This is a genomic window from Janthinobacterium sp. 1L-D-8-B-C4, from assembly GCF_057291295.1.
In genome coordinates, this window is the sequence record NZ_JBXAVX010000022.1 from 17,162 (window position 1) to 42,686 (window position 25,525).

Consider the following 25,525-nt stretch of genomic DNA (forward strand, 5'->3'; position numbering starts at 1 on the left):
ACTCAGGACGCTGCGGCACCGGCGACGGCCTCGGACTTCACGGCGGTGAGCCCGCCGATATCGAATTCGATGCGGTCACGGCCATTTTCCTTGGCCAGGTACAGCGCCGCGTCTGCGCGCGACAGCAACTGCTCCAGTTCTTCGTGCTCCGACGCCTGGCAGGCCACGCCGATGCTCACGGTGCAAGACGGCAGCCCCTTGCCATTCGGTTCGCACAGCAGCATGCGGAGTCGTTCGGCCGCATTGAGCGCATGATGCGGCGCCATGTCGGGCATCAGCACGACAAATTCCTCGCCACCGAAACGCGCCACGCAGTCCGATTCACGCAGCGCGCCGCTGATCACCCCGGCCACATGGGCCAGCACCTGGTCGCCCACGGCATGGCCGTGGCGGTCGTTGATCGCCTTGAAAAAATCGAGGTCGATGCTGAGCAAGGTCAGCGGACGGCGGTGGCGCCGCAGACTCACCTTGGCGCGCGCATAGCAGTCGCCAAAGCCACGCCGGTTCAGTACCTGGGTCAGCGGATCGTGGGTCGAACGGCGTTCCAGGATGGTCTGCAGGCGGCGCGTGGCCACCGTCATGAAACCCACCGTCAGCAGCAGCGCCATGAAATTGGCGGCAGCCAGGTAGATACTGGCGCGCGTGCCGGCCGCCAGCAAATCCACATGGGCGCTACCATACAGCGCGGCCGACATGCCGCGCACCAGCACCACGCAGGCCTGCACGAACATCAGGCCACCAAAGAAAAAAGTCGAGAAATGCCGTTCGCCATGCAACCAGGCCAATTGCACCTGGCGCGCATAAAACAGAAACACGGTCAGCGAAAAAATCGCCACGCGGAAGGCAAAATTGACGTCGACCAGCAACCACCATGCCAGGCCAGCGGTCGCCAGGCAGCATGCCAGCAGGTACAGACGCAGGCTGGGCTCCCGGCCATAGAATTTTTCCGTGCCCAGCATCGACAGGCCGATGCCCAGCAGCAGGCTGGCGTTGGCGCCCAGCAGCGACACCGCATCGGGAAAGGTGCCGCGCGTGCCGAACAGGATCGATGCACACACCAGCAGCAGCAGGCCGGCCGACCAGTGGCCCAGCCCATGCACTTCGCTGCGAAAGCTGCGATACACGGAAAACATGACGATACTCATGGCTCCGCACATCAGGGTAGTCATCAGCATGATGGTGCGGGGGTCGAGTGTTTCCACAGTGCGGTGAAACCTAAAAATTAATTACAATGATTTTAGTTCACTTATAGCCAGTTTCAGGAAAATATCATGCTGCGCCCTTCATCGCGCAAGCCATGGCCGGCGCCAGTGCTGCGGCTGCGCTGGCGTCACCGGCAATTTCGACCCGGTCGCGGCCCAGTTGCTTGGCACGGTACAGCGCCTGGTCTGAGCGCAGCAGCAGGCTGTCGAGTTCTTCGACATGCACGCGCTGGCAGGCTATGCCGATGCTGAGCGTATAGGCCGGCAAGCCCGGCACCGCACGCGGCTGGCGCAGCGCATGCCGGATGCGCTGCGCCACCAGTTCGGCGCGCGCCTGCCGGGTATCGGATAGCAGCACCACGAATTCCTCGCCGCCAAACCGCGCCACCGCATCGCTGCTGCGCAGCACGCCGCTGATCACGCCTGCCACATCGATCAGCACCAGGTCGCCCACGGCATGGCCATGCACATCGTTGATGGCCTTGAAAAAATCGAGGTCGATGCTCATCACGGCGATCAGCGTGCCGCTGCGCCGCATGCGCGCTGTTTCCCTGGCATGGACTTCGGCAAAGCCGCGTCGGTTCAATACCGACGTGAGCGGATCGCGGTTCGAGCGCTGCTCGAGCATCATGTGCAGATGGCGCGTGGCCACCGTCATGAAGCCGATCGGCAGCAACAAGGTCATGAACGACAGGGTCGCCAGGTACAGGCTGTGATGGGGGCCGCCATGCATGATGTCGTAGCCGGCGCCGCCGGCCTGCAATAGCGCCGTTCCCCCGCGGTGCAGCAGGGCCAGCGTCGGCAGCAGGCTCAGGATGGCAAAGAACCATGTGCTCAGATGAGGCTCGCCATGCTGCACGATGACCAGCGTCTGCCTGAACAGCAGCGCCATCATCAAAAAGGAATACATGGCCACGCGCATCGGAAAATCGGGGCGCCAGTACAGCCAGATCAGCATCACCACCAGGCCCAGCAGCCATACCGCATGGAATAATCGCCAGGATGCCCGCTTGCCGTAAAATGCCTGCGTGCCGATCATCTGCATGCCGGCGCCCCACAGAAACACCGAGTTCGCCACGGGCAACAAGATCACATCCGGCACGATGCCGGTCAGGGCGAACAAGGCGCTGGCAAGGATCAGCCCCACCAGGCCAATCAGCCATTCCCGCAGGCCGCACACGGATTGAGGAAACGTCCGCTGTGCAGAAAACATGACCACGGCCATGGCAATCGCCATCACAGTGGACATTAAAATAATGGTGGCGGGGTCGAGTTTCACAAGAAAAGATACGGTGGCGGAGAGTCGCGCCGAGCATGCCGAAAAGCACGATAAATTTCGCGAGAGAAATTGTACCTTGAAATTCCGTATTAAAACTACTGACAGGGTGGAATCTTGCCGTCAGCATGACCCCACCCCTGCCATTGACAGGCTTTTACAACAGCTGAGCGCTTGGACGTTTCCAAGCTGATAATTTTTTCGATGTCGGCAAGACAACCAGGCTGACAGCCGGTACGCGGTCGCCTTGCAGGCTGGCCTGGAATGTCATCAGCTCGTCACGGCGGAACGCGTGGATCGTCACTTCCACACCAACCGCGTAGCGCGACAGCAGGGCTTCCAGATTGCCGGACGTCACGCGCAAGCCATCCAGCGCCACCAGCACATCGCCCGCCGACAGGCCGGCCTGGTGTGCGGCGCCGCCCTGGTGCACCTGCGCCAGCCTGGCGTCGCTGGCCAGATTGATATCCAGGCTCGGTTTTTCGGCCTTGCGCGCATCGCTGTACTTCACGCCGAACGGTGCCAGCAAACGCGCCAGCGGCACGTCGTCGGTGCCGCGGATATAGCGCTCGAAGAACGGTTTCATGCGCGTGCCGCTGATTTCATCGAACAGGGCTTCGACTTCGGCCGGCGTCACGCCGCGCGCTTTGCCCTGGTAGAAATCGCGGCCATAACGCTGCCACAGCGCCAGCATCACATCGTCCAGCGATTTCTCGCCGCCGGTCTTGCTGCGGATGGTCAGGTCCAGCGCCAGCGCAATCAGCGAACCCTTGGTGTAATAGCTGACGATCGCGTTCGGCGCGTTTTCATCCTGGCGATAGTATTTGCCCCAGGCGTCAAAACTGGAATCGGCCACGCTTTGCTTGTTGCGACCACTGCCGCGCAAGACGCTGTTGACGGTCTTGCCAAGCAGCTTGAAATAGGCCGCTTCGTCAATCAGGCCGGCGCGCACCAGCATCAGGTCATCGTAATAGCTGGTGAAGCCTTCGAACAGCCACAGCAGCGGCGTATAGCTTTCCGCCTGCAGCTGGTAGGGCGCGAATGCGGCCGGCTTGATGCGCTTGACGTTCCAGGTATGGAAATACTCGTGGCTGCACAGGCCCAGGAACTTCAGGTAGCCCTCGCCGATCTCGGTGCTGTTTGACGCCGTGGTCGGCAAATCGGCGCGCGCGCAGATCAGCGCGGTCGAGGCGCGGTGCTCCAGCCCGCCGTAGCCGTCGCCGACCGCCATGGTCATGAACACATAGCGCTGCATCGGCGCTTTTTTGCTTTTTGGCTCGAAAAACGCGATCTGGGTTTCGCAGATCGCTTTCAGGTCGCGGCACAAACGGTCCAGGTCCAGGTTCGGCACCTTGCCGGTGACGACGATGTCGTGCGGCACGCCATGCGCCTTGAAGGTGGCCAGCGCAAAGTCGCCCATCTCCACCGGGTGGTCGATCAGTTCATCGTAGTTGGCGGCCTGGTAGCTGCCGAAGCCATAGCGTTTGGCCTTCAGTTCCGGCAAGGTGGTGGCCACGCGCCAGCTCTTGCAGGCGGCGTCTTTCGGCTGCACGAGATTGACTTCGTGCGCTTGCGACTCCTGCCCCAGCACGCTCAGGAACACGCTGGTGCCGTTGAAAAAGCCGTGGTTCTGGTCCAGGTGGGCGGCGCGCACCGACAGGTCCCAGGCGTAGACATCATATTCCACCACCAGGGCGCCGTCGCAGGGCGCGGCCTGCCACGAGTGTTTGTCGAGCTTGGTCAACGCCACCGCCTTGCCGCCGCACTCGGCGCGGATGCTGACGATATTGCGCGAAAACTCGCGGATCATGTAGCTGCCCGGAATCCAGGCCGGCAGCGACAGGATCTGGCCGATCGCGGCTGGCTGCTTGACCGTCAAACTGACGCGGAACAGGTGGCCGGCCAGGTCCAGCGCGGCGATGGTGTAGATGATGCCGGCGGCAGGCGCCTTGGCAACGGCTTTCTTGAGCGGTGCTTTCTTCATGTTTTCCTCGTGATTACAAATCGTCTGGCGTATCGATGTCGCGCAAGACGCCATTATCGGTCACTGCCACTTCGCGCGCCACATGGCTTTGCACGATCGCGCGTGCGCCCTGGTCGCCGTCGAGCGCCAGCAGCAGCGGCAAATGAAAAGCGCCAAACGCCACCGGATTGCCGCGCCGGCCCTGGAACACCGGCACGGCGATCTGCGCGCCGTCGCCAATCGCACGCGACAGGGCCGCGATCGTTGACGGCGCCACATACGGCATGTCGCCCAACGCGATCAGCCAGCCCGGCGCGCCGCGCGCATGATCGATGGCGCAGGTCAGCGAGGCGGCCATGCCGGTATCGGCGTCATGGCAGACGCGCACCTCGCAGCCCATGGCGCCCAGCAGGCGCGCCACTTGCGTGTCGTCCGGACGCACCACGGCAATCACGCGCGCCAGTGCGGCGAGCATGTTGCTGGCCGCTGCCGCCACCACCGCCTGACCCGCATGCGGCCCCTCGGCCAATGGCTGCAGCAGTTTGTTCTGCACGCCGGAAGGGTCGAAACGCCGGCCCCTGCCTGCGGCCAGCAGGATGCCGACCGTACTCAAAGGACCTCCTTCATGCCCTGGCCAGGTCGAACGGCAGCTTGCGCAGGCGCTTGCCGGTCAGCGCAAACAGCGCATTGGCAAACGCCGGCGCCAGTGGCGGCACGCCCGGCTCGCCCATGCCGGTAGGCGCGTCGCCAGACGGCACCAGATGCACTTCGATCACCGGCATGTCGGTCATGCGCGGCACCGGATAGTCGCCGAAGTTCTGCTGCTCGACCACGCCGTCCTTGAGCGTGATGGCGGCGCCCGGGATCGTCATGCCCAGCGCCATCAGCGCGGCGCCCTGCACCTGCGCCTCGATCGTCAGCGGATTGACGGCCAGGTTGCAGTGCACGCCGGCCCACACCTGGTGTAGCTTCGGCGCGCCCTGCACCACCGACGCCGTGACCACATAGGCGACCACGGAATTGAACGATTCATGCATGGCCACGCCCCAGGCCTGCCCTTTCGGCAGCTTCTTCCTGCCATAGCCCGATTTCGCCACCGCCAGGTCCAGCGCGGCCAGGTGGCGCGTGTGTTTGGCGTCGATCAGCTGCCTGCGGTAGGCAACCGGATCCATCTTTGCCACATGTGCCGCCTCGTCGATCAGGGTTTCCATCACAAACGCCGTATGGGTCGAGCCGACCGAGCGCCACCACAGCACCGGCACGTTCGCTTTGGCCGTGTGCACCGACAGTTTCATCGGCAGGGTGTAGGGCTCGCCCATACCTTCGACCATGGTGCCGTCGACGCCATTTTTCACCATGAACGCTTCGAACGGCGTGCCGGCCATGATCGACTGGCCGACGATGGTGTGATCCCAGGCCACGATCTTGCCCTTTGCATCGAGGCCGATCTGCGCGCGGTGCACATGCGAGGGCCGGTAGTAGCCGCCACGGATGTCATCCTCGCGGCTCCACATCAGTTTCAATGGCCCGCTTTTTCCCGCCGCCCGATACGCCTTGGCCACATTGACCGCTTCGACCACATAATCCGACGATGGCACGGCGCGCCGTCCAAAGCCGCCGCCGGCCATCATGGTGTGCAAGGTCACATGTTCGGGCTTCAGGCCCGCAGTGACGGCGATCGCCGCCTGGTCGCCGGTCTGAAACTGCGAGCCGACCCACATGGTGCACTGCTGGTCGCCCAGGTCGACCACGCAGTTGAGCGGTTCCATCGGCGCGTGCGCCAGGTAGGGAAACTCATACACGGCGTCGATCTTTTTCGGCGCCGACGCCAGTTTCGTCACGTCGGCCGGGCGCGCGACGATGCCCGGCGTTCTGGCCAGCGCCTTGAACTGGCCCAGTTGCGCCTCGCTGCTGACCTTTTCCACGGCGCTGCTGTCCCACTCGACCACCAGCGCGTCGCGGCCCTGCTTGGCCGGCCAGTAGCCGTCGGCGATTACCGCCACGCCGCTGCCGCCACGGTCGGTCTTCACTTCCAGCACGGCCACCACGCCGGCAATCGCCAGCGCTTTGGTTGCATCAAAGCTGGCGACCTTGCCGCCAAAAACCGGCGGGCGCGCCACCACGGCCACCTTGGCGCCGGGCGGCTTGAAGTCGATGCCGAACTGCTGCTTGCCGCTCGACTTGGCCGCCGCGTCGAGCCGTTTGACCGGTTTGCCGATCAGGCTGAAGTCGGCAGGATCCTTCAGCCTGACGGTGGCAGGTATTGGCTGGCGCATGGCCGCCTCGGCCAGTTCGCCATAGCTGGCCTTTTCGCCACCTGGCCCATACAGCATGCCCTTGCTGGCGCGCACTTGCTCCGGTCGCACTTTCCACTGCGCCGCCGCAGCGGCCACCAGCATGGCGCGCGCCCGGGCGCCGATCTCGCGGTACTGCGTGTACGAGTGGGCGATGCTGCCCGAGCCGCCCGTCATCTGCATGCCGTAGGCGGCGTCCTTGTACGGCTCACCGGCCGGCGCCAGCGTACCCTTCACCAGGCTCCAGTCGGCGTCGAGTTCTTCGGCGATCAGCATCGGCAAGCTGGTTTGCACGCCCTGGCCAAATTCGAGGCGGTTCACCTGCACCGTGACTGTATTGTCGGGCGCGATATGCACAAAGGCGTTCGGCGCCGAAGGGGCGGCTGCCGGCGCGCCATCGGCCGCGCCTGCCTTGCCGGCCGGCAGGAACATGCCCAGCATCAGGCCGCCGCTGCCGGCCGCGCCGATTTTCATGAAGGCGCGGCGCGATACTGCCTGCGAGCCGCCTGCCAGCGCCGCACCCAGCGTGACGCTGCCGTTTTTCAGCGCTTGCTGATTCAACCATTCGATACGCATGTCGTTCTCCTCAGGCCAGGGACTTGGCGGCGTCCTTGATGGCGGCGCGTATCCGTTGATAGGTGCCGCAGCGGCAGATATTGCCGCTCATGGCGCCGTCGATATCGGCGTCGCTGGGCGCCTTGTTGGTGCGCAGCAGCGCCGTCGCGCTCATCACCTGGCCGCTCTGGCAGTAGCCGCATTGCGGCACGTCGTGGCGCACCCAGGCCGCCTGCACCGCCTTGCCCACCTGGTCGTTTTCCATCGCTTCGATGGTGGTAATTTTTTGCTTTCCCACCGACGATATCGGCGTGATGCACGCGCGGATCGGCTGGCCGTCCAGGTGCACGGTGCAGGCGCCGCACAGCGCCGCGCCGCAACCGAACTTGGTGCCGGTCAGGTTCAGATTGTCGCGCAACGCCCACAGCACCGGCGTCGAGGGATCGGCATCGACCTGCATGTCACTGCCGTTGATATTCAAGGTAATCATGGACTGCCCCTTTGGATGACTGCCAGTTTTAGTTATGAATTTGAATAAAAAAAAGCGCGCCTTGCGAGGGCGCGCCGTCCAGCCTTCCTGGCGACAGCCCGGAATTACTTGATGGTCGACAGTTTCTGTTCCAGCGTCTTGGTATCGATCGCGCCCGGAATGCGGCTGCCGTCGGCAAAGAAGATTGCCGGCGTGCCCGAGACGCGCAATTGCTGGCCCAGCGCCAGTATCTTGTCATGCGGGTTGGCGCAGCTGGCGGCCACCGTGGCCGGCACTTTGCCGTTCAGCATCCAGTCGTCCCAGGCCTTGTTGCGGTCGGGCGCGCACCAGATATTGCGCGACTTGGTGATCGAGTCCGGCGACAGAATGTTGTACATGAAGGTGTAGACGGTGACGTTGTCGATTTCCTTCAGGGCGTTCTGGCGGAAGCGCTTGCAATAGCCGCAGTTCGGATCTTCGAACACGGCGATCACGCGCTTGCCATTGCCCTTGACGGTTTTCAGGGCCGAGCCCAGTGGCAGGTCCGAGAACTTGATGCGGTTGACTTCGTCCAGGCGTTCCTTGGTCAGGTCCTGCGAGGTCTTGGCGTCGAACACGTGGCCAACAAACAGGTATTGCGCATTCTTGTCGGTGTACAGGATGTCGCCGCCGGTGCGCACTTCATACAGGCCGCCGTACGGGGTTTCCTTGATCGAGTCGACCGTGGCGCCTTCGCCCAGGCGTGGTTCGATCAGTTTCTTGATATTGGCTTCTACCGGGGTCTCGGCGCCGGCGCACGACATCAGCAGGCCGGACGTCACCAGCAATGCCATTTTGCTTATTTTAATCACTTACTTCTCCAATTGATCACAAAACAATCGCCGCAGCCTTCCAGCTGCGGCGATCTTGTCCCGGTCCTGCCGTTATCGTTGATTGCCGAGCGCGTGCGAAATCATTTTCCGCTTCAATGCCGGCAATTTATCAAGCAAGTTTAAACCCAAATTGCGAACCACGCGCAGCGGCTCGAGATCGGCGCCGAACAAACGCGCCAGGCCATCGGTCGCCAGCAGCATCAGCGTCACGTCTTCCTTGCGCGCGCGCGCATAGCGGGCCAGCACCCTTTCGTCGCCAATGCCGCGGTGCGCTTCGCGCTCATGAATGGTTTTCACCAGTTGCGCCACATCGGCAAAGCCCAGGTTCATGCCGTGGCCGGCCATCGGATGGACCACATGGGCGGCGTCGCCGACCAGCGCCACCCTTGGCGCCACCATCGCATGCGGACGGATCAGGCGCAGCGGAAACGCGCGTATCAGTTCGGGCTGCAGCGGCGTGAGCGCGCCCAGCTTGTCGTGGCACCAGGCCGACAGGCGCGCAGCCAGCTGCCCGGCCGATTCGGCCTGCAAGGTGTCGGCCAGCGCATCGGGCGCCGACCACACCAGCGACACGCGGTCGCCCGGCAAGGGCAGCAGCGCGATAATGCCGTCGGCGCCGGTGAACCACTGGTGGGCGGCGCCATGGTGCGGCTTTTCGCAGGCGAAGTTGCTGACCACGCCGCGCTGGCCATACGGGCGGTAATCGAGGCCGATATCGCACTGGCCACGCACCCACGACTGCGCGCCGTCGGCGCCCACCACCAGCGACGCGGTGACGGTGTCGCCGCCTTCCAGGTGCACGATGGCGGCATCCTGCGTCCACTCGATGCGCGTGGCGTGGCCCTGCACCAGGTTGACGTTCTGCGCAAATCTGAGCGCCGCGTCCAGCGCCTGGCCCAGGTTGCGGTCTTCGACGATCCAGGCCAGCGTGCCGACATGGGCGCCGTAAGCGTCAAAGCCCAGCGCGCCTGCCTGCGCGCCGTCGCCATTGACCAGCATGGCGTCGACCGGCGCCACGCGCGCGGCATCGAGCGCGCCCCACACCTTCAGCGACGACAGCAGCTGATGGGCCGTGTGATTGAGCGCGAACACGCGCACGTCCCAGCTGGCATCGTCAAGCGGCGCGGACGGCTTGGCCGGGCACAGCAGGGTGACGCTCTGTCCTGCCTGGGCAAACGCCAGCGCCGTGGTTTTCGCTATGGCGCCGTCGCCGACGATGCAAACGTCGCTGTGGCCGTGGATCGAGCGCCGCATGATGGGGGAGGATGGACTGTTCATGCGGTCATTATAGCGTTTGCCACCGTGTTTTCCGCACGATAGAGGCCCGGTGTACCGGAAGCGGCATGCGCCATTTTCTCTATTCTTGATCCTGGCGCAGGAATTGGCGCGCCCGTTCCAGTACCTCGTCACGCCCGGCGCGCAAGCCGGCGACGGTGGGCGCGACCATGATATGCGGCTGCACGCCGAGCCGCTGCAGCTGGCGCCCGTCCGCATGGCGCACTTCCAGGCCTGAATACCAGACATGCACATTGCCCGGCAAGACTACCTCGCGCAGGTCGCCATTCGCGCCCGCGCTGGGCATGCCGACAAAGGTGACGGGCGTGGCCGCCTCCACCATCAGGGCCAGGTGCTCGGCCGCGCTTTGCGTGTGCTCGTCGATCAGCATCACCACCTTGCCCCGGTACAGCGGGCCGGGCGCCAGAAACAGCCGGTCGTCATACGCCAGTTGCGCGCCATGGCCCGCTTCGTACGGTAGCGCCAGTTGCTGGTACGAGGTGGCGAAGCTGGTCGCATGGTTCACATTCAGGCGCCGGGCGATGGCGCGGCCGGTACCGTTCGGATAGCCGCGCATGTCGAGGATCAGCGCGCGGCTGTCCTGGATGGTGGCAAACATGGCGTCGACCTGGTTCGCCTGCAAGCGGCCGAGATCGACATAGGCCACGCCGTCTGCCACGCTGACGGCAGGCAGCGCATGGCGCAGCGGCAGTGCGTTCCCGAGCGGCGCGGGCGGCAGGCTCACGCTGCGCTGCACGCCGTCGGCGCCGGCAAGGCGCAGCTGGACGCTGGCGCCGCCGGCAGCCAGCGTCATCTCGAACATCGCCTTGCGCCAGCGGCCCGCCTCGGTCGATGCCGCCACCTTGCCAGCCAGGCGCGCCAGGCGCGTGGCGATGTCTTCGCCATCGATGGCGGTGATCTCGTCGCCCACGCGCAGCACGCCACTATTGTCCAACGCAGGATCCGTCACGCCGGCCACATACACCCGCCCGCCGATACGCGCCAGCTGCAGGCCGATGCCGTGCGTGCGCTCATTCCAGCCCAGCGCGCGGCTGCCGGTGCCGACATGGCTGTCGTCCAGGTGAACCGCCATCGCTTCGAGCGCCTGGCCGTATTCGCGCGCATCAAGCACATCCTCCATGCGGCGCAGGCAGGCCTGCAAGGCGTCTTCCCAGGAGCCGTCCATCAGGCGCCGGGCGGGAAAATAGTTGTACATGGTGGCCCACAGCTTGATCGCGGCCAGCTGGCGCCATTCACGCGAGGGGAAACGCATGTCGCGATATGCGGCGTCATCCTGGCGCACCGCATACATGGCAGGCGTTGCCAACGATTTGTGGCGCCTGGGCTTGTTCGCCAGCAGCGCCAGCGCCGCCGTTACCGGCGCGCTGCCCTGCCCGGTAGCGCGGTCTTGCGGCAAGCGCCGGTCGGCCTGCCACAGTACAGCGCTGCCGTCGGGCCAGGCCAGCTGGCCGGCCGCAAACTCCACCGGCAGATCTTCTTCCAGCCACAGTGTCTGCAGCGGGCCGGCGCGGCTTGGGCTCGCGCCTTCCTCGGCCACGATGTAAGCGCGTTGCGTGCGCTGCAGCGCCAGCACTGCCGGCGGCACCGGCTGCGCATCGTTGACGATCACCGCCAGCGGCAAGGCGCGCGCGCCGGACGCCGGCGGCAGGGTCCGGGTTTCCACCTGCATGAAACCGGGCAGCACGCCCTCCCAGTTTTCCGGGTCCTGCGGACGCGGCCCGGTGGAAAAACGATAGCGCGGCGCCGGCGGCAGCAGCGGCTGGACGATCAACTGCGCCAGTACCGCATGCAGCAGGGCCGGCGATGCCAAGTAAGGAATCTCGGCAACCGGACGCAAATCAAGGATCACGCGCCTGGCGCGGGCCGGCAGCACGAACGGCGCCGCGCCGGCGCGCATGCCGGCATGCAGGTGCAGCAGCGCCGTGTCGCCCGGCAGCCATTCCAGCACCGCGCCATCCGCCGGCCAGCGCACGAATGCCGGCGGTGGCGGACCGATGCGCAGTGCAGCGTCGTCCAAGGGCGCCATCAGGGTGGCCGCCGCCGCGCGCAAGCTGGCCTGATTGTCTTCGCCCTTCACTTGCGGCAGGGCCGCCACCAGAGCACGGTCCCAGTCGATGCGGCCATCGGCCAGTGCCGGGTGGGTAGCGCGCACCTCGCTCCACAGGCGCGCCAGCGCCAGCACATCGTGTTCGCCGGCCAGCGCGGATCCACTCAGCCATAATCCCAGCACTGCGCACGCGCCCCTGCTCCACACTGCCATCGCATCACTCTCAAGATTGAAACGTTAATTATCCGGCAATGGCTATGTGGTCACAAGAGAAGATCCATGAAACAGCGGTAAAACATGCTCCGCGATTTCCTGCATGGTCTCGTCCAGCGGCCGGCGGTTCTGCCGCAGCTGCAGGCCGATATGGCGCACGCCGGCGTCCCGCATCGCTTCGAGCTCCGCCAGCAGGCCGTTTCGCCCTGTGCGGGCGCCAAAGCGGAAGCGCTGCAGCGACATGGCGGGGTCCTGGTCCAGGTCCAAATGGATGAAGCTAACATACGGCTTGTCGCCACCGGCAACAGCGCGCCACTGCGCCGCGCGGCGTGCATGGTCGTCGGGCGTGCCCGGATAGGCTAGCCAGCCGTCCATCTGCTCGCCGATCCAGGTCGGCGTTTGCTGCGCCAGCCCTGCCACCAGCAGCGGCAGCGTCGTGGCCGGCCTGGGCAGCAGGCGGATGCCGGCCGGCAGGTGCGCCGCACCCCAGTCGCGCAGCATGGCGACCTGCTCGCGAAAGGCCGCGCCGCGCTGGTCGAATTCGCGCCCGAACAGCGGATATTCGACGGGCCGGTCGCCGCTGGCCACACCCAGCAGCAAGCGCCCGCCACTCAGCTGGTCGACGCTGGCGGCCGCCTTCAGCGTCAGCACCGGTTCGCGCAGCGGCAGCACCACGGCGGCCGTGCCCAGCAAAATGTGCTCGGTGATGCCGGCCAGGTAGCCCAGATAGGTAAACACCTCGAACACCTGCGCCGCGTCGCCGAACGAGGGGTCGTACAAGGGCACGTCGCGCAGCCACAGCGCGCGAAAACCGAGGCGGTCGGCCAGCCTGGCCAATTCCCCATGGCGCCGCAGGTCCGGCTCGCCCGGCACGCGGCTGGACGCAGCGTTGGCCTGGCGACCCATGGCCGACCAGTCATTATCGAGTGGCAGTTCCAGGCCGATGCTGAAACCACCCTGGCCCAACTTGTTCATGGCGCCCATATCAGTCCCACTGCGGCGCCAGGCCGTCCGGATTGCCCAGGCCGATGTCGAGAATGGCAATCTGCTGTGTAGTGTGGTTCATGTGAAGATTTCCTCAAACAGGTTTCGATGGCCACACTATGCGCCCAACTTTTGTTGAGAAAAATACCGCTTTTCTCAATTCATATTTGACTCTAAAGCAATGAATGGCGCTTGATCGCAAAAAATCGCCGCCGCCTCTTGCATTCATGTTTTGGTCTGCTATAATTCGCCACCTTGGCCTGGTAGCTCAGTCGGTAGAGCAGAGGATTGAAAATCCTTGTGTCGGTGGTTCGATTCCGCCCCGGGCCACCAAGAATTGGTTTTACTTTCAAAAACGCCACCTTCGGGTGGCGTTTTTGTTTTCCACCTCGCCAGCCGCGCATCAGTTCGCTGGCAATCTGTCGGGCAGGCAACGCTGCGCCCGGTCATGGATTTTTTATCCATACTGGTGCCATGTTCGATCAGCCGCCAGCACCATGACTACTTCGAAAGGAACCCTTCCGGGCTCTCAGCTGGCGCTATGGGGCGGCGTGGAAGCGACCGTCAATCGCGTGGGTGACCGTTATTTCAGCCAGATGGCGCAAAACGGCCACGACAAACGGATCGCCGATCTCGACCGCTTTGCCGCGCTGGGCATCAGTGCCCTGCGCTATCCGGTACTGTGGGAACTGATCGCACCGGACGGCCTGCAGCGCGCCGACTGGTCCTGGCCCGACGAACGCCTGCCGGCCTTGCGCGCGCTGGGCGTCACGCCGATCGCCGGGCTGCTGCACCATGGCAGCGGCCCGCGCGACACCAGCCTGCTCGATCCTGGTTTTCCCGGCAAGCTTGCCGCCTATGCCGGCGCCGTGGCCCAGCGCTACCCCTGGATCGAGTACTACACGCCTGTCAACGAACCGTGCACCACCGCGCGCTTCAGCGCCCTGTATGGGCTGTGGTATCCGCACCGGCAAAGCGACCGCGACTTCGTGCGCGCGCTGCTCAACCAGTGCCACGCCGTGCTCTTGTCGATGCGTGCCATCCGCGCCGTCAATCCGGCGGCCAGGCTGGTACAGACGGACGACCTGGGCAAGACCTACAGCACGCCGCCACTGGCGCGGCAAGCGCGCTTTTACAACCAGCGGCGCTGGCTGACCTGGGACCTGCTGTGCGGCATGGTCGGCCCCGGCCATGCGCTGTGGGGCTACCTGACCAGGCATGGCGCCAGCGCCGAAGAGCTGGACTATTTCCGCCGGCACCCGTGCCCGCCGGACATCATCGGCATCAACTACTACATCACCAGCGAGCGCTGGCTCGATCACCGGCGCGAACATTATCCGGCCGGCGCCATCGGGCCGGAAGGCTATGCCGACATTGTTGCCGCGCGCGCGCTGGCCCTGCCCGCCCCCGGCATCGGCCCGCTGCTCGAGGAAGCCTGGCAGCGCTATGGCCTGCCGCTGGCCGTGACCGAAGCGCATATCGACGCCCGCCGCGACGACCATCTGCGCTGGCTGCTGGAGATCTGGCAGGGTGCGCAGCAAGCCCGGCGCCGTGGTATCGACGTGCGCGCAGTCACTGTATGGTCCCTGCTTGGCGCCTACGACTGGAACTGTTTGCTGCTGGAAAACAAGGGCTATTACGAAACCGGCCCCTACGACCTGCGCAGCCCGCAACCACGCCCGACGGCGGTCGCCACGCTGATGCAGGAACTGGCCAGCGGCCGTGCACCGTCGAGCCCGGTATTCCAGGGCCTGGGCTGGTGGCGGCGGCCCGAGCGCCTGCATTGTCCGCCGACCGGCGTGCAGGCCGGCACCTGGGACCAGGCCGAGGCATGCCCGGCGCCTGCGCAGCCGTTGCTTGTCAGCGGCGCCAGCGGCACGCTGGGCAGCGCCTTCGCGCGCCTGTGCGCCGAGCGCCACCTGGCCTGCCACGTGCTGACACGCCATGAAATGGATATTGCCGACCCGGCCTCGGTGGCGGCCGCCATCCGCCGCTATCGCCCCTGGGCCATCATCAACGCCGGCGGCTATGTGCGGGTGCAGCAGGCCGAACTGGACGCCGAGCGCTGCATGCGCGAAAACAGCCACGGCCCGGTGGTGCTGGCGGCAGCGTGCGCGCGCCATGTCATTGCACTGCTGAGTTTTTCAAGCGATCTGGTATTCGACGGCGCCAAGGGCAGCCCCTATGTGGAAAGCGACCCGGTGGCGCCACTCAATGTGTATGGTCACAGCAAGGCACAGGCCGAGCAACGCGTGCTGGCAATTTACCCGGCCGCGCTGATGGTACGCAGCAGCGCCTTTTTCGGCCCGTGGGACCAGCATAATTTCGTCACCTGCGCGCTGCGGGCGCTGGCGGCCGGCCAGCCGTTCAGCGCCGCCAGCGACCTGATCGTCTCGCCCACCTACATTCCCGACCTGGTCCACACCTGCCTGGATCTGCTGATCGACCGCGAGTCGGGCATCTGGCACCTGAGCAACGGCACGGCCCTGAGCTGGCTGCAACTGGCGCAACAGGCGGCGCAGCTGGCAGGCCTGGACAGCCGGCAACTGATAGCGGCGCCGGCCACAGCGCTGGCGCCCGGCGTCACGCAGCCGCGCTTCAGCGCGCTGGGCAGCGAACGCGGCACGTTGATGCCGCCGCTGGACGATGCCCTGCGTCGCTATCTGGCAGCGCTGGGCGAACTCAAGCCGTCCATGATGAGTCCTGGCCTGCCAACCGGCACATGCTGAATTACCTGGAGTTTCGATGCCGCCTCGTTCCGCGTCTTGCATGACCCGCCGTGCATTCAAGCGCCTGCGCGGCCTGCTCGCCTGCCTGGGCGCGACCAGCCTGCTGTCCGGCTGCGCCAGCATGCTGTCGGCAGGCATGACGTACGAGCATGCGGTTGCCTATCCGATGCGCAGTCCCGAATATGTGCTGCGCGACCTGGGCGGCAAGCGCTATCTGCTGGCGCAGTGGGACGTGCCCCTGAACGGCAATGCGGTGCAGCGCGTGCGCTATTACGACCGCAATACGGGTGGGCTGGCGCCGTTGCCGGAGAGCGTGACGGTATTTCGCTACGACTATCTGGGCAAGGCGATCGGCGCCGTGCGCCATGAAAGCGACAACCCGCAGGTCGTCGCCTTCTTCACACGGCGCGAACCGGGCCGCAACAGCTATTGCGAAGAGACGCCTTCGTCCGCCGCCATCGCCCCGCCGCGACAGCTGTGTGGCAAGCTGGAGCTCGTGCTGTCGCTCGATGGCGGACGCAGCTTTGGCTTGCGGGAAATCGCGATTCCAGAATCGATGGGGCGCGGCATTTCCGCGCGCCGCTACGAATTCATCATGGTGCGCAACAACACGCTGTACGTCGGCATCTTCGTCAATTCAAACAACCTGCCGCGCATCTGTTGCAGTTCCAGCAGCGGCGGCCTGGCCGACGCCAACGGTGTCATCTATGCCCGACGCTTCGATGGCCCGGCTACCACCGATGGCGACCAGGTTTTCCTGGCGGTGCTCAGCCTGCCCTTGCCTGGCGCCAAAGGCACGCCGCTGCCGGCAGCGCAGATCCCCAGGCAGCTGTCGGCCGATTTTCTCGGTGGCCCGGCGCTGGAGGCGTTCGACCTGGGCCAGCCGATGGCGCGCCTGGCCGCGCCGTCCACGCCGGAACCGGCCGCGCCGATCGCGCAATACCGGCGCGCCGACCGTGAAAACTACATCGCCTCGCTGCGCGCCGCCTACCCGCAATGGGCCGCCCACCAGCGTCTCGATACCATTCCGCTGCGCGAACAGACCATGAGCACGCAGGAACTGCAGGCCCTGCGCGCAAAACAGCTGCCGCGCGAAGACGATCCCGTCGAATGGATCAGGTTCGACCAGCCCTTGCCTTGATTACCACATCAAATCGTCAGGGATCTGGAACGCCGCATACGGATCATCCTCTTCCACTTGCGTGCTGGCCTGCTTGACGCGCACGACGATGGCCGGGTCGCGTTCGGCGATCTTGTCGGCAATAATGCGCGGCACCAGTTCCACCGCGCCCGCCAGGCAGACGATTACCAGGCGCCCTGCCACCAGATGGCCTTGCACGGCCGGCGTGACGTAGATGCGTTCGATCTTGTTGTTGAAGGTAAAGTTGTATGGCACTTCAGCATGGTTGCCCTTGCTCTGGCGGTTCTTTTGCACCATCTGCGCGATCTGCGCAACGATGGCTTTCTGGTTGGCGGCCGCGTCGCGCTGGGCGTTCAGTTCGCGCGCGCGCTCGGCGTTCTTGCGCTGGGTTTCCAGTGCCGCCAGGCGTACTTCGTCGACGCTTTGCGTGCCGCTCTTGCGCTCGTCCTTCTTTTGCTTGCTTTTGTCCTGGTTGGCCAGCTTGACCTTTTTCTTGTCGACCAGACCGGCCTTTAAAAACTGCTCTTGCAACGAGACCATGATTACTACTCCGTATTGAACATGCGCCGGCGACAGCCGGCGGAAAGACGTAAGCATAGCGCAGGACAAAATCAGCCGCTAACAAAAAGCTGGAAAATAGGCAGATTTGCACGCCAAAGTTGTTGATAAATGTCATATAGTTAGTTACGTACCGCATATTGATGCGCACGCTCAAGCTCTTGCCCCTAACCGCCTTCCTGCAAGGATCTGCCATGAAACAACTGATCGCTCTGTGTATCGCCGCCTCGTTTGCCAGCGCAGGGTTTGCCGTCGCTCAAGACGCGGCCCCGGCCGCCAAGACGGCGCAACAAAACAAGATGACCACCTGTAATGCCGATGCCACCGGCAAGAAAGGCGACGAACGCAAAGCGTTCATGAAGGAATGCCTGAGCGCCAAGCCGGCCGCGGCGCCAACCCAGCAGAATAAAATGAAAACCTGCAATGCCGATGCGAAAGACATGAAGGGCGATGAACGCAAGGCCTTCATGAAGTCGTGCCTGAGCGCGCCTAAAAAATAAGCCGCACCACCACCTTGACCGGCCAGCCCCGCGCTGGCTTTTTTCATGCGCGCCGCTCAGGAATGCATGTTTAATGATCAAGGTGACATGATGTTTGATAACGCGTACTATTTACTAAACAGCAAGCATGGCAGCGCAGTGCTCACGTAAAGAGGACGGCAGCGTGGCGGTATCGACTGATCTCGCGCATTGGCGCAGCCAGATTTTTGCACGCCTGCTGCGGGCGGTGCTGCTGCTCGGCATCGCTACCGCCATCCCCAGCGCCCTGCTGGCTGCGCGCGAAGGTATCTGGCCGATCGTCATGCTCGATACATCATCGATCGCCTGGATCGCCATCATCTGGTATCGGAGTGGCACGCCCTGGCGCTGGCGCGTATGGCAGTTTCTTGCCGTCATCTATATTGTCGGCATCGGACTGCTGCTGAAGATCGGCCCGGTCAGCCAGATCTACCTGCTGGCCATTCCCGTGCTGGCGGCACTGCTGCTGGGCTTGCGGCCGGCGCTGTGGGTGCTGGCGCTGACCTCTAGCTCGCTATTCCTGCTGGGCCTGCACCCCGACATCAGCCTGCAATTGCAGGGCGTGCCCGATTCGCCACTGCTGCGCTCGCTGATCGTCACGCTCAATTTCATGCTGATCGCTGCCGTGCTGACCTTGTCGACGGCGTTTTTGCTGCAGCACCTGGAGCGCTCGCTCGACCGGCTGCACGCCAGCATGCAGTCGCTGGAACACGAGATCGGCCAGCGCAAGCAGTCGGAACACGACATCCACCAGCTGGCCTTTTATGACGTGCTGACGGGGTTGCCGAACCGGCGCCTGCTGATGGACCGCATCGGCCAGCTGCTGGCGGCCGCGCCGCGCGAGCAGGCCATCAGCGCGCTGATGTTTGTCGACCTCGATCACTTCAAACACATCAACGACGCGCGCGGCCACGCCACCGGCGACGCGCTGCTGCGGATTGCCGGCGAGCGGCTGGCGCAGCTGATGCGCAAGGCCGACACGGTGGCGCGCCTCGGCGGTGATGAATTCGTGGTGCTGCTGGCCCACCTGGCCGACGACATGGACAGCGCAGGCCAGGCAGCAGGCCTGGTGGCGGAAAAAATCCGCGCCGCGATCGCGCGCGACTTCGAGATCGGCGCGCAGTCGTATCACTGCTCGGCCAGCATCGGCGTCACCCTGCTGCCGAAGAGCGGGCAACAGGCGCACGATTTGCTGCGCGAGGCCGACATCGCCATGTACCGCGCCAAGGCCGAAGGACGCAACGGCATCGCCTTTTTTGAAGCCGGCATGCAGGCTGGCGTGGAGCGCCGCCTGACCATGGAACGGGCGCTGGCGCGCGCGCTCGACGCTGGCGAGCTGTGCATGTACGTGCAACCTCAGCTGGACCGCCACGGCCAGGTAACGGGCGCCGAAATGCTGATGCGCTGGCCGCAGGCCGACGGCGGCATGATTGCGCCGTCGCTGTTCATCCCGATCGCCGAAGAAACCGGCCTGATCCTCAGGCTGGGCAACTGGGCGCTGCACCAGGCCAGCCAGGCCGCAGTACGGCTGGCACAGGCCGGCCACCACTTTGCGCTGTCGGTCAATGTCAGCCCGGCCCAGTTCCGCCAGCCTGATTTTGCCGCCCATGTACGCGCCGCCCTGCTCGAATCGGGTGCGCCGGCCAGTTCCCTGGTGCTGGAACTGACGGAAGGGCTGCTGGTTGACAAGCGCGACGCGGCGCTGGCGCGCATGCGCGAACTGGCGGCGCTGGGCATCCGTTTTTCAATCGACGATTTCGGTACCGGCTATTCCAGCCTGGCCTATCTGACCTCGATGCCGTTGTACGAACTCAAAATCGACAAGAGCTTTATCGACGCCACGCCGCACGAGGCCAGCGGCACGGCCATCGTGCAAGCCATCCTCGGCATGGCCGGCCATCTGGGCTTGCGGGTGGTGGCCGAAGGCGTGGAAACACAGCAGCAGGCTGACTTCCTGGTGGCGCACGACTGCGCCGGCTTGCAGGGCTATCTGTATGCACGGCCGATGCCGCTGGGCGACTTTATCGACTGGTTGGCGCGGCGCCAGACTTAATCTTCCGCTATTTCCCTGACGAAACCCTTTCGCTAGAATACCGGGCTTCCGGCCGGGCTCTTTTCCGCCTTTCTTCATGCCGCCGTTTACTTCCTGCAAAGCGATCTCCGATGCGTCTGGTACTTCCCCTGCTATTGTCGGCCCTTGCCGGCCCCCTTGCCCATGCCGCCCCTGTCACCACGCCGACACCCATTTCACTGGACCAGGCCATGGCCGACCCGGACTGGATCGGCACGCCCGTCGAAACGGCCTGGTGGGGCTGGAATGGCCAGCTCTACTACAAGCAAAAACGCATCGGCTCGCCTTTGCGCGACACCTACCAGCTGGCCAGTGCGGGCGCCGCCATCAATAGCGGCAAGCCGGTGGCCGACGCGCAACTGGCCAATCTCGATGGCGAACAGATGGTCTACCAGCGCGATGGCAAGCGCGCCATCCTGCTGCGCAATGGCGACCTGTTCGAGCGCGACCTCAAAAACGGCACGCTGACGCAGATCACGCGCGGCGTATCGGCCATCAGCGACCCGCAGTATTCCAGCGACGGCGCCGCGGTGCAGTACCGCAGCGGCGACAACTGGTACAGCTGGAACCGGCTTGACCGCCTGAGCGCGCCGGTGGCGCTGCTGCGCGCGGCCAAGGACCCGGATGCAAAACCCGAGGCAGACTCCCAGCGCGAGCTGCAGCTGCGCCTGATCGTCAACCTGGCGCGCCAGAAAGAAAACCGCGATACCAGCCTGGAACGCCGCAAGGAAGAACGCCGCCTGGACACCACGCGCGCACCCGAGCCGATCTGGCTGGGCGAAAAGGTCACCATCTCCGGCAGCGTGCTGTCGCCGGACGGCCGCTGGCTGCTGTTCGTCACGCAGGACAAGGGCGCCGAAAAAGGCAAGCTGGGCAAACTGGCCCGCTATGTAACCGAGACCGGCTACCCGGAAGCGGACGATGAACGCACGCGCGTGGGCCGCAACATGCCGATCGCGCAAACTTTGAGACTGGCCGACCTGCGCAGCGGCAGCGTGCGCGAGATCGCCTTCGATACCCTGCCCGGCATCGCCATCGATCCGCTGGCCACCCTGCGCGCCGAACAGAAACTGCCGCCGTTGAAAGGCAACCGCCCGGTGCGCGTGGACGCGCTGCGCGACGGCATCGTCTGGAGCGCCGACGGCAGCCGCGCCGCCGTGCGCGTGCGCGCCATCGACAACAAGGACCGTTGGCTGACCACCGTGGACCTCGCCAACGCCGCCCTGGTGACAGCCCACCACATCAGCGACGCGGCCTGGGTCAACCGCCGCGCCGACGAATTCGGCTGGCTGCCCGACAACGCCACCTTGTGGTACCTGTCCGAAGAAAGCGGCTACGCCCACCTGTACACGAAGACCGGCGCTGCGCCCGCACGCGCCCTCACCCATGGCAACTGGGAGGTGAGCAATGTGGAATGGTCGCGCGACGGTGCGCGTGCCTATTTCCTGTGCAACCAGCAGCAACCGGGCACCTATGAAGTGTGCGCAGCGAGCGCCAAGGACGGCGGCGCGCGTGAAGTGACGGCCTTGAAAGGCGTGGAAAGCTTCGCCCTGTCGCCCGATGCGGGCAAGCTGCTGGTGCGCTATTCGGCCAGCTACCTGCCGGCGCAGCTGGCCACGGTGCCTGCCGCAGGCGGCAAGGCCAATATCCTGACCGACACCCGCAGCGATGCCTTCAAGGCGCGCAACTGGGTCATGCCGCAACTGGTGCAAGTGCCGTCCACGCATGGCGCCGCGCCGATCTGGGCCAAGCTGTATCGCCCGGCGCAGCTGGAAGCGGGCAAGCGCTATCCGATCGTCATGTTCGCCCACGGCGCCGGCTATCTGCAAAACGTCACCGAGCGCTACCCGGTGTATTTCCGCGAACAGATGTTCCATAACCTGCTGGTCGAACAGGGTTTCATCGTGCTCGACGTCGACTACCGCGCCTCGATGGGTTATGGCAGCGCCTGGCGCACCGCCATCTACCGCCAGATGGGCCACCCGGAACTGGAAGACTTCATCGACGGCGCCCACTGGCTGGCCGCGCAGCACCAGGGCGACCTCCAGAACGTGGGCATCTACGGCGGCAGCTACGGCGGCTTCATGAGCCTGATCGCCCTGATGCGCGCACCGGACGTGTTCAAATCCGGCGCCGCCCTGCGCCCCGTGACCGACTGGACCACGTATAACCACGAGTACACGGCCAATATCCTGAACACGCCGGAGCTCGATCCGCAAGCGTATAAAATCTCGTCGCCGATCGAATACGCCGACCAGCTGAAAGGCAACCTGCTGATCGCGCACGGCATGATCGACGACAACGTGTTCTACCAGGACTCGGTACGCCTGTCGCAGCGCCTGATCGAGCTGAAAAAGGATAACTGGGAAATGGCCAGCTACCCGATGGAGCGCCACGGCTTCGTCCAGCCGGAGGCGTGGTATGACGAGTACCGCCGGATTTACCAGCTGTTCCAGCGGACGTTGAAATAAGCCTCGATGCCCGCGCAAGCGGGCATTTTCATATCGGCATTAAAGGTCTGACCCCAGCGGTCACGCCTGGGGTTAGCAAATCACGCTTGCCATGGCGGCAAGCCTGGCACATCATGCAACGATGAAAACACCTACTTTCCCCACGCTGCTGCGCGCCGCCTGCGCCAGCCTTTTCGTGCTGAGCATCACTGCCTGCGGCAGCGCGCCCACCGCCATGCCGGCACCCGCGCCTGGCAACGCCTCCCTCGCCGAACAGATCAAGAAGGAAGCAGGCGACCCCGCGTGCGACACGCCGCAGCAATGCCAGACCATCGCCATCGGCGCCAAGGCCTGCGGCGGCCCCGAGCGCTACCTGGCGTGGTCGAACAAGAGCAATGACGGCAAGCAATTGACGGCGCTGGCCCAGGCGCAAGCCGAGGCCAGCCGCAAGCTGCAGCAGTCGGATGGCATGATGTCGACCTGCGCCATCGTCACCGACCCGGGCGCCACCTGCGAGGCGGGCCGCTGCGTGCTGAACAAAGGCGACACCACCGCGATGTAAGCGCGTCAGGACTGCAGCTGCAAGGTCTTGACGAGTTTGGTTTCCACCTTTTCGCCCGCGCCCGAGATCGCATGGCGGCTTTCCTTGCGCAGCAACAGCAGGTGGTCGCCGCTGACGCCATACTGGCGCGTCTCGTCGGTTTTTTGCGCAAAGCTGACCACCACGAAAGCGCGTCCGCTGACATCGACGCGGAAACTGCTGGCCAGCGGCGTGCCGTCGGCGGCGATCCACACATCGATGCCGCCGTCGAATTTCTTCACATACTTGCGGTCTTTTTCCGGCACCTTGTCGATTGACAAGGTAAAACTCAGCCGGCGCGCCGGCTTGCCCTTGTAGCTGTCCATCTTCTCGCCGCTGAACACCGCCTCGTCCAGCTCGCGCGACAAGGCGCCCGCCGCCGACACCATCGCGCGCAACTCCGTGCCCTTGAGCTCGCCCAGCGCAAAGTCGGTCGAGGTCTTCGCCTTCGGATCTTTCACTTTCGCGCGCTGCTCGGCCTCCACCTTTGCCAGCAACTCCTTGCTGTAGAGCACCTGCAAGCCCGCCGCGCCGCTGTCGACCACCACGCTGGCCTGGCCGTTGTCCTCCTCGGCATCCTTGCCCTCGCCTTCCCTGCGCCAGGTGCTGGACTCCACCTGTGCTTTCACGGGCGACTGCCCTGCAGCTTAGCCAATACCGCTTTCAGGTCGCTCAGTCCATCGGCCCGCGCCCCTCCGCAAACTGCACTCAACAGCCCGGCCGCAGCCAGGCACCGCACGCCACAACGTAACTTCATCGCCGCATCCCTTCAGGTCGTACAAGGATGCCAAAACACCATGTTTTGGCCATCTGTTGCATTTGAACACAGGATGCACTGGTCAGGTTGAAACTCTTTCTGCTATAATTCGCCGCCTTGGCCTGGTAGCTCAGTCGGTAGAGCAGAGGATTGAAAATCCTTGTGTCGGTGGTTCGATTCCGCCCCGGGCCACCAAGAATAAAAAGAAAACGCCACCTCCGGGTGGCGTTTTCTTTTATCAGGCACCGCCGTTCACTATCTGGAAAAACCATACGCGTGACTTTTTCTGTCGCCGCTGAATCCATTGTGCGAGAATGCCCATCCCCTCCGGATGGTGCGCATGATGACCAAACTTGCCGCAATTGCAATGACACTGGCGCTGGCAGCTTGCAAGCCCGCAGCCACAGCACCTGCGCATGACATTCCTGCGGCAATGAGCCAGACCGCGACCACCCTGCTGCAGTCAAAACTTCTACACGCGACCTCGATTGCTGTGGTTTATCGCGGCAAGGAATTCATTCTGCATCAAGGCGAACTGGAGACCGGCAAAGCCAATCCGCCGAACGATACAACGCTGTATGAAATCGGCTCAGTGAGCAAAACTTTTGCTGGACTGCTACTGGCGAACGCTGTGCTTGACGGGAAGGCGACGCTCGACGATCCCATACAACAGTACCTGGCGGCCGCCTACCCGAACCTGCAGTCGCAGGGGCAGCCAGTTCGCTTGCGCCATTTGATCACGCACACCAGCAATATGCCGGGCATGTTGCCATTGCAGGTGAACACCGTATTGCAGGATTTCACCGCACACGCCACGCCGGCAAAGCTCAACGCAGCTTACGCCAACTACGGACAACAGCAATTCTGGCAGGACTTGCACACCGTCAGCATCAAAGGTCCGCTTGGCAAGGACTACGCCTATTCAAGCGCCGGTAGCGAACTCATTGCGCATACTCTCGAAAAAATCTACGCAATGCCTTATGACGTTCTGCTCACGCAATTCGTCGCGCGCGAAGCCGGCATGCAAGATACCAGGCTGAGAATCACAGCCAAGGATATAGGCCGGCTAGCGCCCGGCTACCACAGCGACAATCCCGTCACGACAACACCGATGCCACAACTACCCTGGGGGGCGGCCGGCAACCTGAAGTCGACCATGCCGGACATGGCGAAGTACCTGCGACTGCAATTGAGCGCCAATCCTGCGGTCGTCGAATCGCACAAGCCGCTGGTACGCTTTCAGGACGACTTCAGCATTGGCTATTTCTGGAACATCGGTAGCAATCGCCAGCTGGGCACGCATTATGTACACCATGGCGGCGTGCCACGTGCGCAAAGCTACGCCTGGGTCGTTCCCAAATATCAGCTTGGGGTTTTCATCATCACCAACCAGAGCGGCGACGCTACTGCCGGCGCCATGGAAAGCGCGCTGGCGCATATTTTCGACACAGTGGAAGCAATGGAAAGCGCGAAGTAGGCCGGCTCTTGTTTTGAAAATCCTTGTGCCGGTGCCTCGGTTCCGCCATGGGCCACCAAGAATTCAGCAGCAC

The 25,525-nt window shown here is 64.2% G+C and carries 20 protein-coding genes and 2 tRNA genes; 10 read left to right on the plus strand and 12 right to left on the minus strand.

Annotated elements, in window-relative coordinates:
• Window positions 1–2: 2 nt before the first annotated feature.
• Window positions 3–1,145, minus strand: a complete 1,143-nt coding sequence (locus AC0Z42_RS27640; protein ID WP_485471273.1) for a GGDEF domain-containing protein — start codon at window positions 1,143–1,145, stop codon at window positions 3–5.
• Between the two features lie 124 nt (window positions 1,146–1,269).
• Window positions 1,270–2,415 carry a GGDEF domain-containing protein gene (locus AC0Z42_RS27645; RefSeq protein WP_485471274.1) on the minus strand — a complete coding sequence of 382 codons (1,146 nt, stop codon included), beginning with the start codon at window positions 2,413–2,415 and terminating at the stop codon, window positions 1,270–1,272.
• On the opposite strand from AC0Z42_RS27645, the gene AC0Z42_RS27650 reads away from it, so the two are divergent.
• Window positions 2,414–2,671: a hypothetical protein gene (locus tag AC0Z42_RS27650; RefSeq protein WP_485471275.1), complete on the plus strand. Its 258-nt coding sequence runs from the start codon at window positions 2,414–2,416 to the stop codon at window positions 2,669–2,671. The two genes, AC0Z42_RS27645 and AC0Z42_RS27650, sit on opposite strands and share 2 nt — an antisense overlap.
• On the opposite strand, the gene AC0Z42_RS27655 is transcribed toward AC0Z42_RS27650, so the two are convergent.
• From AC0Z42_RS27655 to AC0Z42_RS27690, 8 genes are all read right to left on the minus strand, one after another.
• Entirely contained in the window at window positions 2,636–4,462 is a 1,827-nt protein-coding gene (locus AC0Z42_RS27655) for a M61 family metallopeptidase (RefSeq protein ID WP_485471276.1), read from the minus strand. The genes AC0Z42_RS27650 and AC0Z42_RS27655 overlap by 36 nt on opposite strands.
• 13 nt (window positions 4,463–4,475) lie before the next feature.
• On the minus strand, window positions 4,476–5,054 hold the full coding sequence (locus AC0Z42_RS27660; protein WP_485471277.1) for a nucleotidyltransferase family protein: 579 nt from the start codon (window positions 5,052–5,054) through the stop codon (window positions 4,476–4,478).
• Between the two features lie 10 nt (window positions 5,055–5,064).
• Complete coding sequence (locus AC0Z42_RS27665; RefSeq protein WP_485471278.1) at window positions 5,065–7,311, minus strand: xanthine dehydrogenase family protein molybdopterin-binding subunit; 2,247 nt, start codon at window positions 7,309–7,311, stop codon at window positions 5,065–5,067.
• A gap of 10 nt (window positions 7,312–7,321) precedes the next feature.
• On the minus strand, window positions 7,322–7,780 hold the full coding sequence (locus tag AC0Z42_RS27670; protein ID WP_485471279.1) for a (2Fe-2S)-binding protein: 459 nt from the start codon (window positions 7,778–7,780) through the stop codon (window positions 7,322–7,324).
• A 104-nt stretch (window positions 7,781–7,884) separates the two neighbouring features.
• Window positions 7,885–8,610: a DsbC family protein gene (locus tag AC0Z42_RS27675; RefSeq protein WP_485471280.1), complete on the minus strand. Its 726-nt coding sequence runs from the start codon at window positions 8,608–8,610 to the stop codon at window positions 7,885–7,887.
• Window positions 8,611–8,682: 72 nt separating this feature from the next.
• Window positions 8,683–9,909, minus strand: a complete 1,227-nt coding sequence (locus AC0Z42_RS27680) for an FAD-dependent monooxygenase (RefSeq protein WP_485471281.1) — start codon at window positions 9,907–9,909, stop codon at window positions 8,683–8,685.
• A gap of 79 nt (window positions 9,910–9,988) precedes the next feature.
• Window positions 9,989–12,157 carry a S41 family peptidase gene (locus AC0Z42_RS27685; protein ID WP_485471282.1) on the minus strand — a complete coding sequence of 723 codons (2,169 nt, stop codon included), beginning with the start codon at window positions 12,155–12,157 and terminating at the stop codon, window positions 9,989–9,991.
• Window positions 12,158–12,229: 72 nt separating this feature from the next.
• Complete coding sequence (locus AC0Z42_RS27690) at window positions 12,230–13,171, minus strand: TIGR03571 family LLM class oxidoreductase (protein ID WP_485471283.1); 942 nt, start codon at window positions 13,169–13,171, stop codon at window positions 12,230–12,232.
• Window positions 13,172–13,428: 257 nt separating this feature from the next.
• On the opposite strand from AC0Z42_RS27690, the gene AC0Z42_RS27695 reads away from it, so the two are divergent.
• From AC0Z42_RS27695 to AC0Z42_RS27705, 3 genes are all read left to right on the plus strand, one after another.
• A tRNA-Phe gene (locus tag AC0Z42_RS27695) sits at window positions 13,429–13,504 on the plus strand.
• Between the two features lie 164 nt (window positions 13,505–13,668).
• Window positions 13,669–15,900 (plus strand): sugar nucleotide-binding protein, encoded by a 2,232-nt coding sequence (locus AC0Z42_RS27700; protein ID WP_485471284.1) that lies wholly within the window; start codon window positions 13,669–13,671, stop codon window positions 15,898–15,900.
• Between the two features lie 40 nt (window positions 15,901–15,940).
• Entirely contained in the window at window positions 15,941–17,041 is a 1,101-nt protein-coding gene (locus AC0Z42_RS27705; protein WP_485471285.1) for a hypothetical protein, read from the plus strand.
• Here the strand turns inward: AC0Z42_RS27705 and AC0Z42_RS27710 are convergent, their stop codons facing one another.
• Window positions 17,042–17,581: a DUF2058 domain-containing protein gene (locus AC0Z42_RS27710; RefSeq protein WP_065309982.1), complete on the minus strand. Its 540-nt coding sequence runs from the start codon at window positions 17,579–17,581 to the stop codon at window positions 17,042–17,044.
• Between the two features lie 212 nt (window positions 17,582–17,793).
• On the opposite strand from AC0Z42_RS27710, the gene AC0Z42_RS27715 reads away from it, so the two are divergent.
• The 4 genes from AC0Z42_RS27715 to AC0Z42_RS27730 all read left to right on the plus strand — a co-directional run bounded on the left by AC0Z42_RS27715 (window position 17,794) and on the right by AC0Z42_RS27730 (window position 23,200).
• On the plus strand, window positions 17,794–18,099 hold the full coding sequence (locus AC0Z42_RS27715) for a PsiF family protein (RefSeq protein WP_485471286.1): 306 nt from the start codon (window positions 17,794–17,796) through the stop codon (window positions 18,097–18,099).
• A 163-nt stretch (window positions 18,100–18,262) separates the two neighbouring features.
• Window positions 18,263–20,170, plus strand: coding sequence for a putative bifunctional diguanylate cyclase/phosphodiesterase (locus tag AC0Z42_RS27720; protein WP_485471287.1), 1,908 nt, complete (start codon window positions 18,263–18,265; stop codon window positions 20,168–20,170).
• Window positions 20,171–20,280: 110 nt separating this feature from the next.
• Window positions 20,281–22,659, plus strand: coding sequence for a S9 family peptidase (locus AC0Z42_RS27725; RefSeq protein WP_485471288.1), 2,379 nt, complete (start codon window positions 20,281–20,283; stop codon window positions 22,657–22,659).
• A gap of 121 nt (window positions 22,660–22,780) precedes the next feature.
• On the plus strand, window positions 22,781–23,200 hold the full coding sequence (locus tag AC0Z42_RS27730; RefSeq protein WP_485471289.1) for a hypothetical protein: 420 nt from the start codon (window positions 22,781–22,783) through the stop codon (window positions 23,198–23,200).
• A 5-nt stretch (window positions 23,201–23,205) separates the two neighbouring features.
• On the opposite strand, the gene AC0Z42_RS27735 is transcribed toward AC0Z42_RS27730, so the two are convergent.
• Complete coding sequence (locus tag AC0Z42_RS27735; RefSeq protein WP_485471290.1) at window positions 23,206–23,847, minus strand: hypothetical protein; 642 nt, start codon at window positions 23,845–23,847, stop codon at window positions 23,206–23,208.
• 247 nt (window positions 23,848–24,094) lie between these two features.
• On the opposite strand from AC0Z42_RS27735, the gene AC0Z42_RS27740 reads away from it, so the two are divergent.
• Both AC0Z42_RS27740 and AC0Z42_RS27745 read left to right on the plus strand, forming a co-directional pair.
• Window positions 24,095–24,170, plus strand: a tRNA-Phe gene (locus AC0Z42_RS27740).
• Window positions 24,171–24,315: 145 nt separating this feature from the next.
• The gene (locus tag AC0Z42_RS27745) at window positions 24,316–25,452 is read left to right on the plus strand and encodes a serine hydrolase domain-containing protein (protein WP_485471291.1); all 1,137 of its coding nucleotides are present in this window, start codon (window positions 24,316–24,318) and stop codon (window positions 25,450–25,452) included.
• Window positions 25,453–25,525 lie beyond the last annotated feature (73 nt).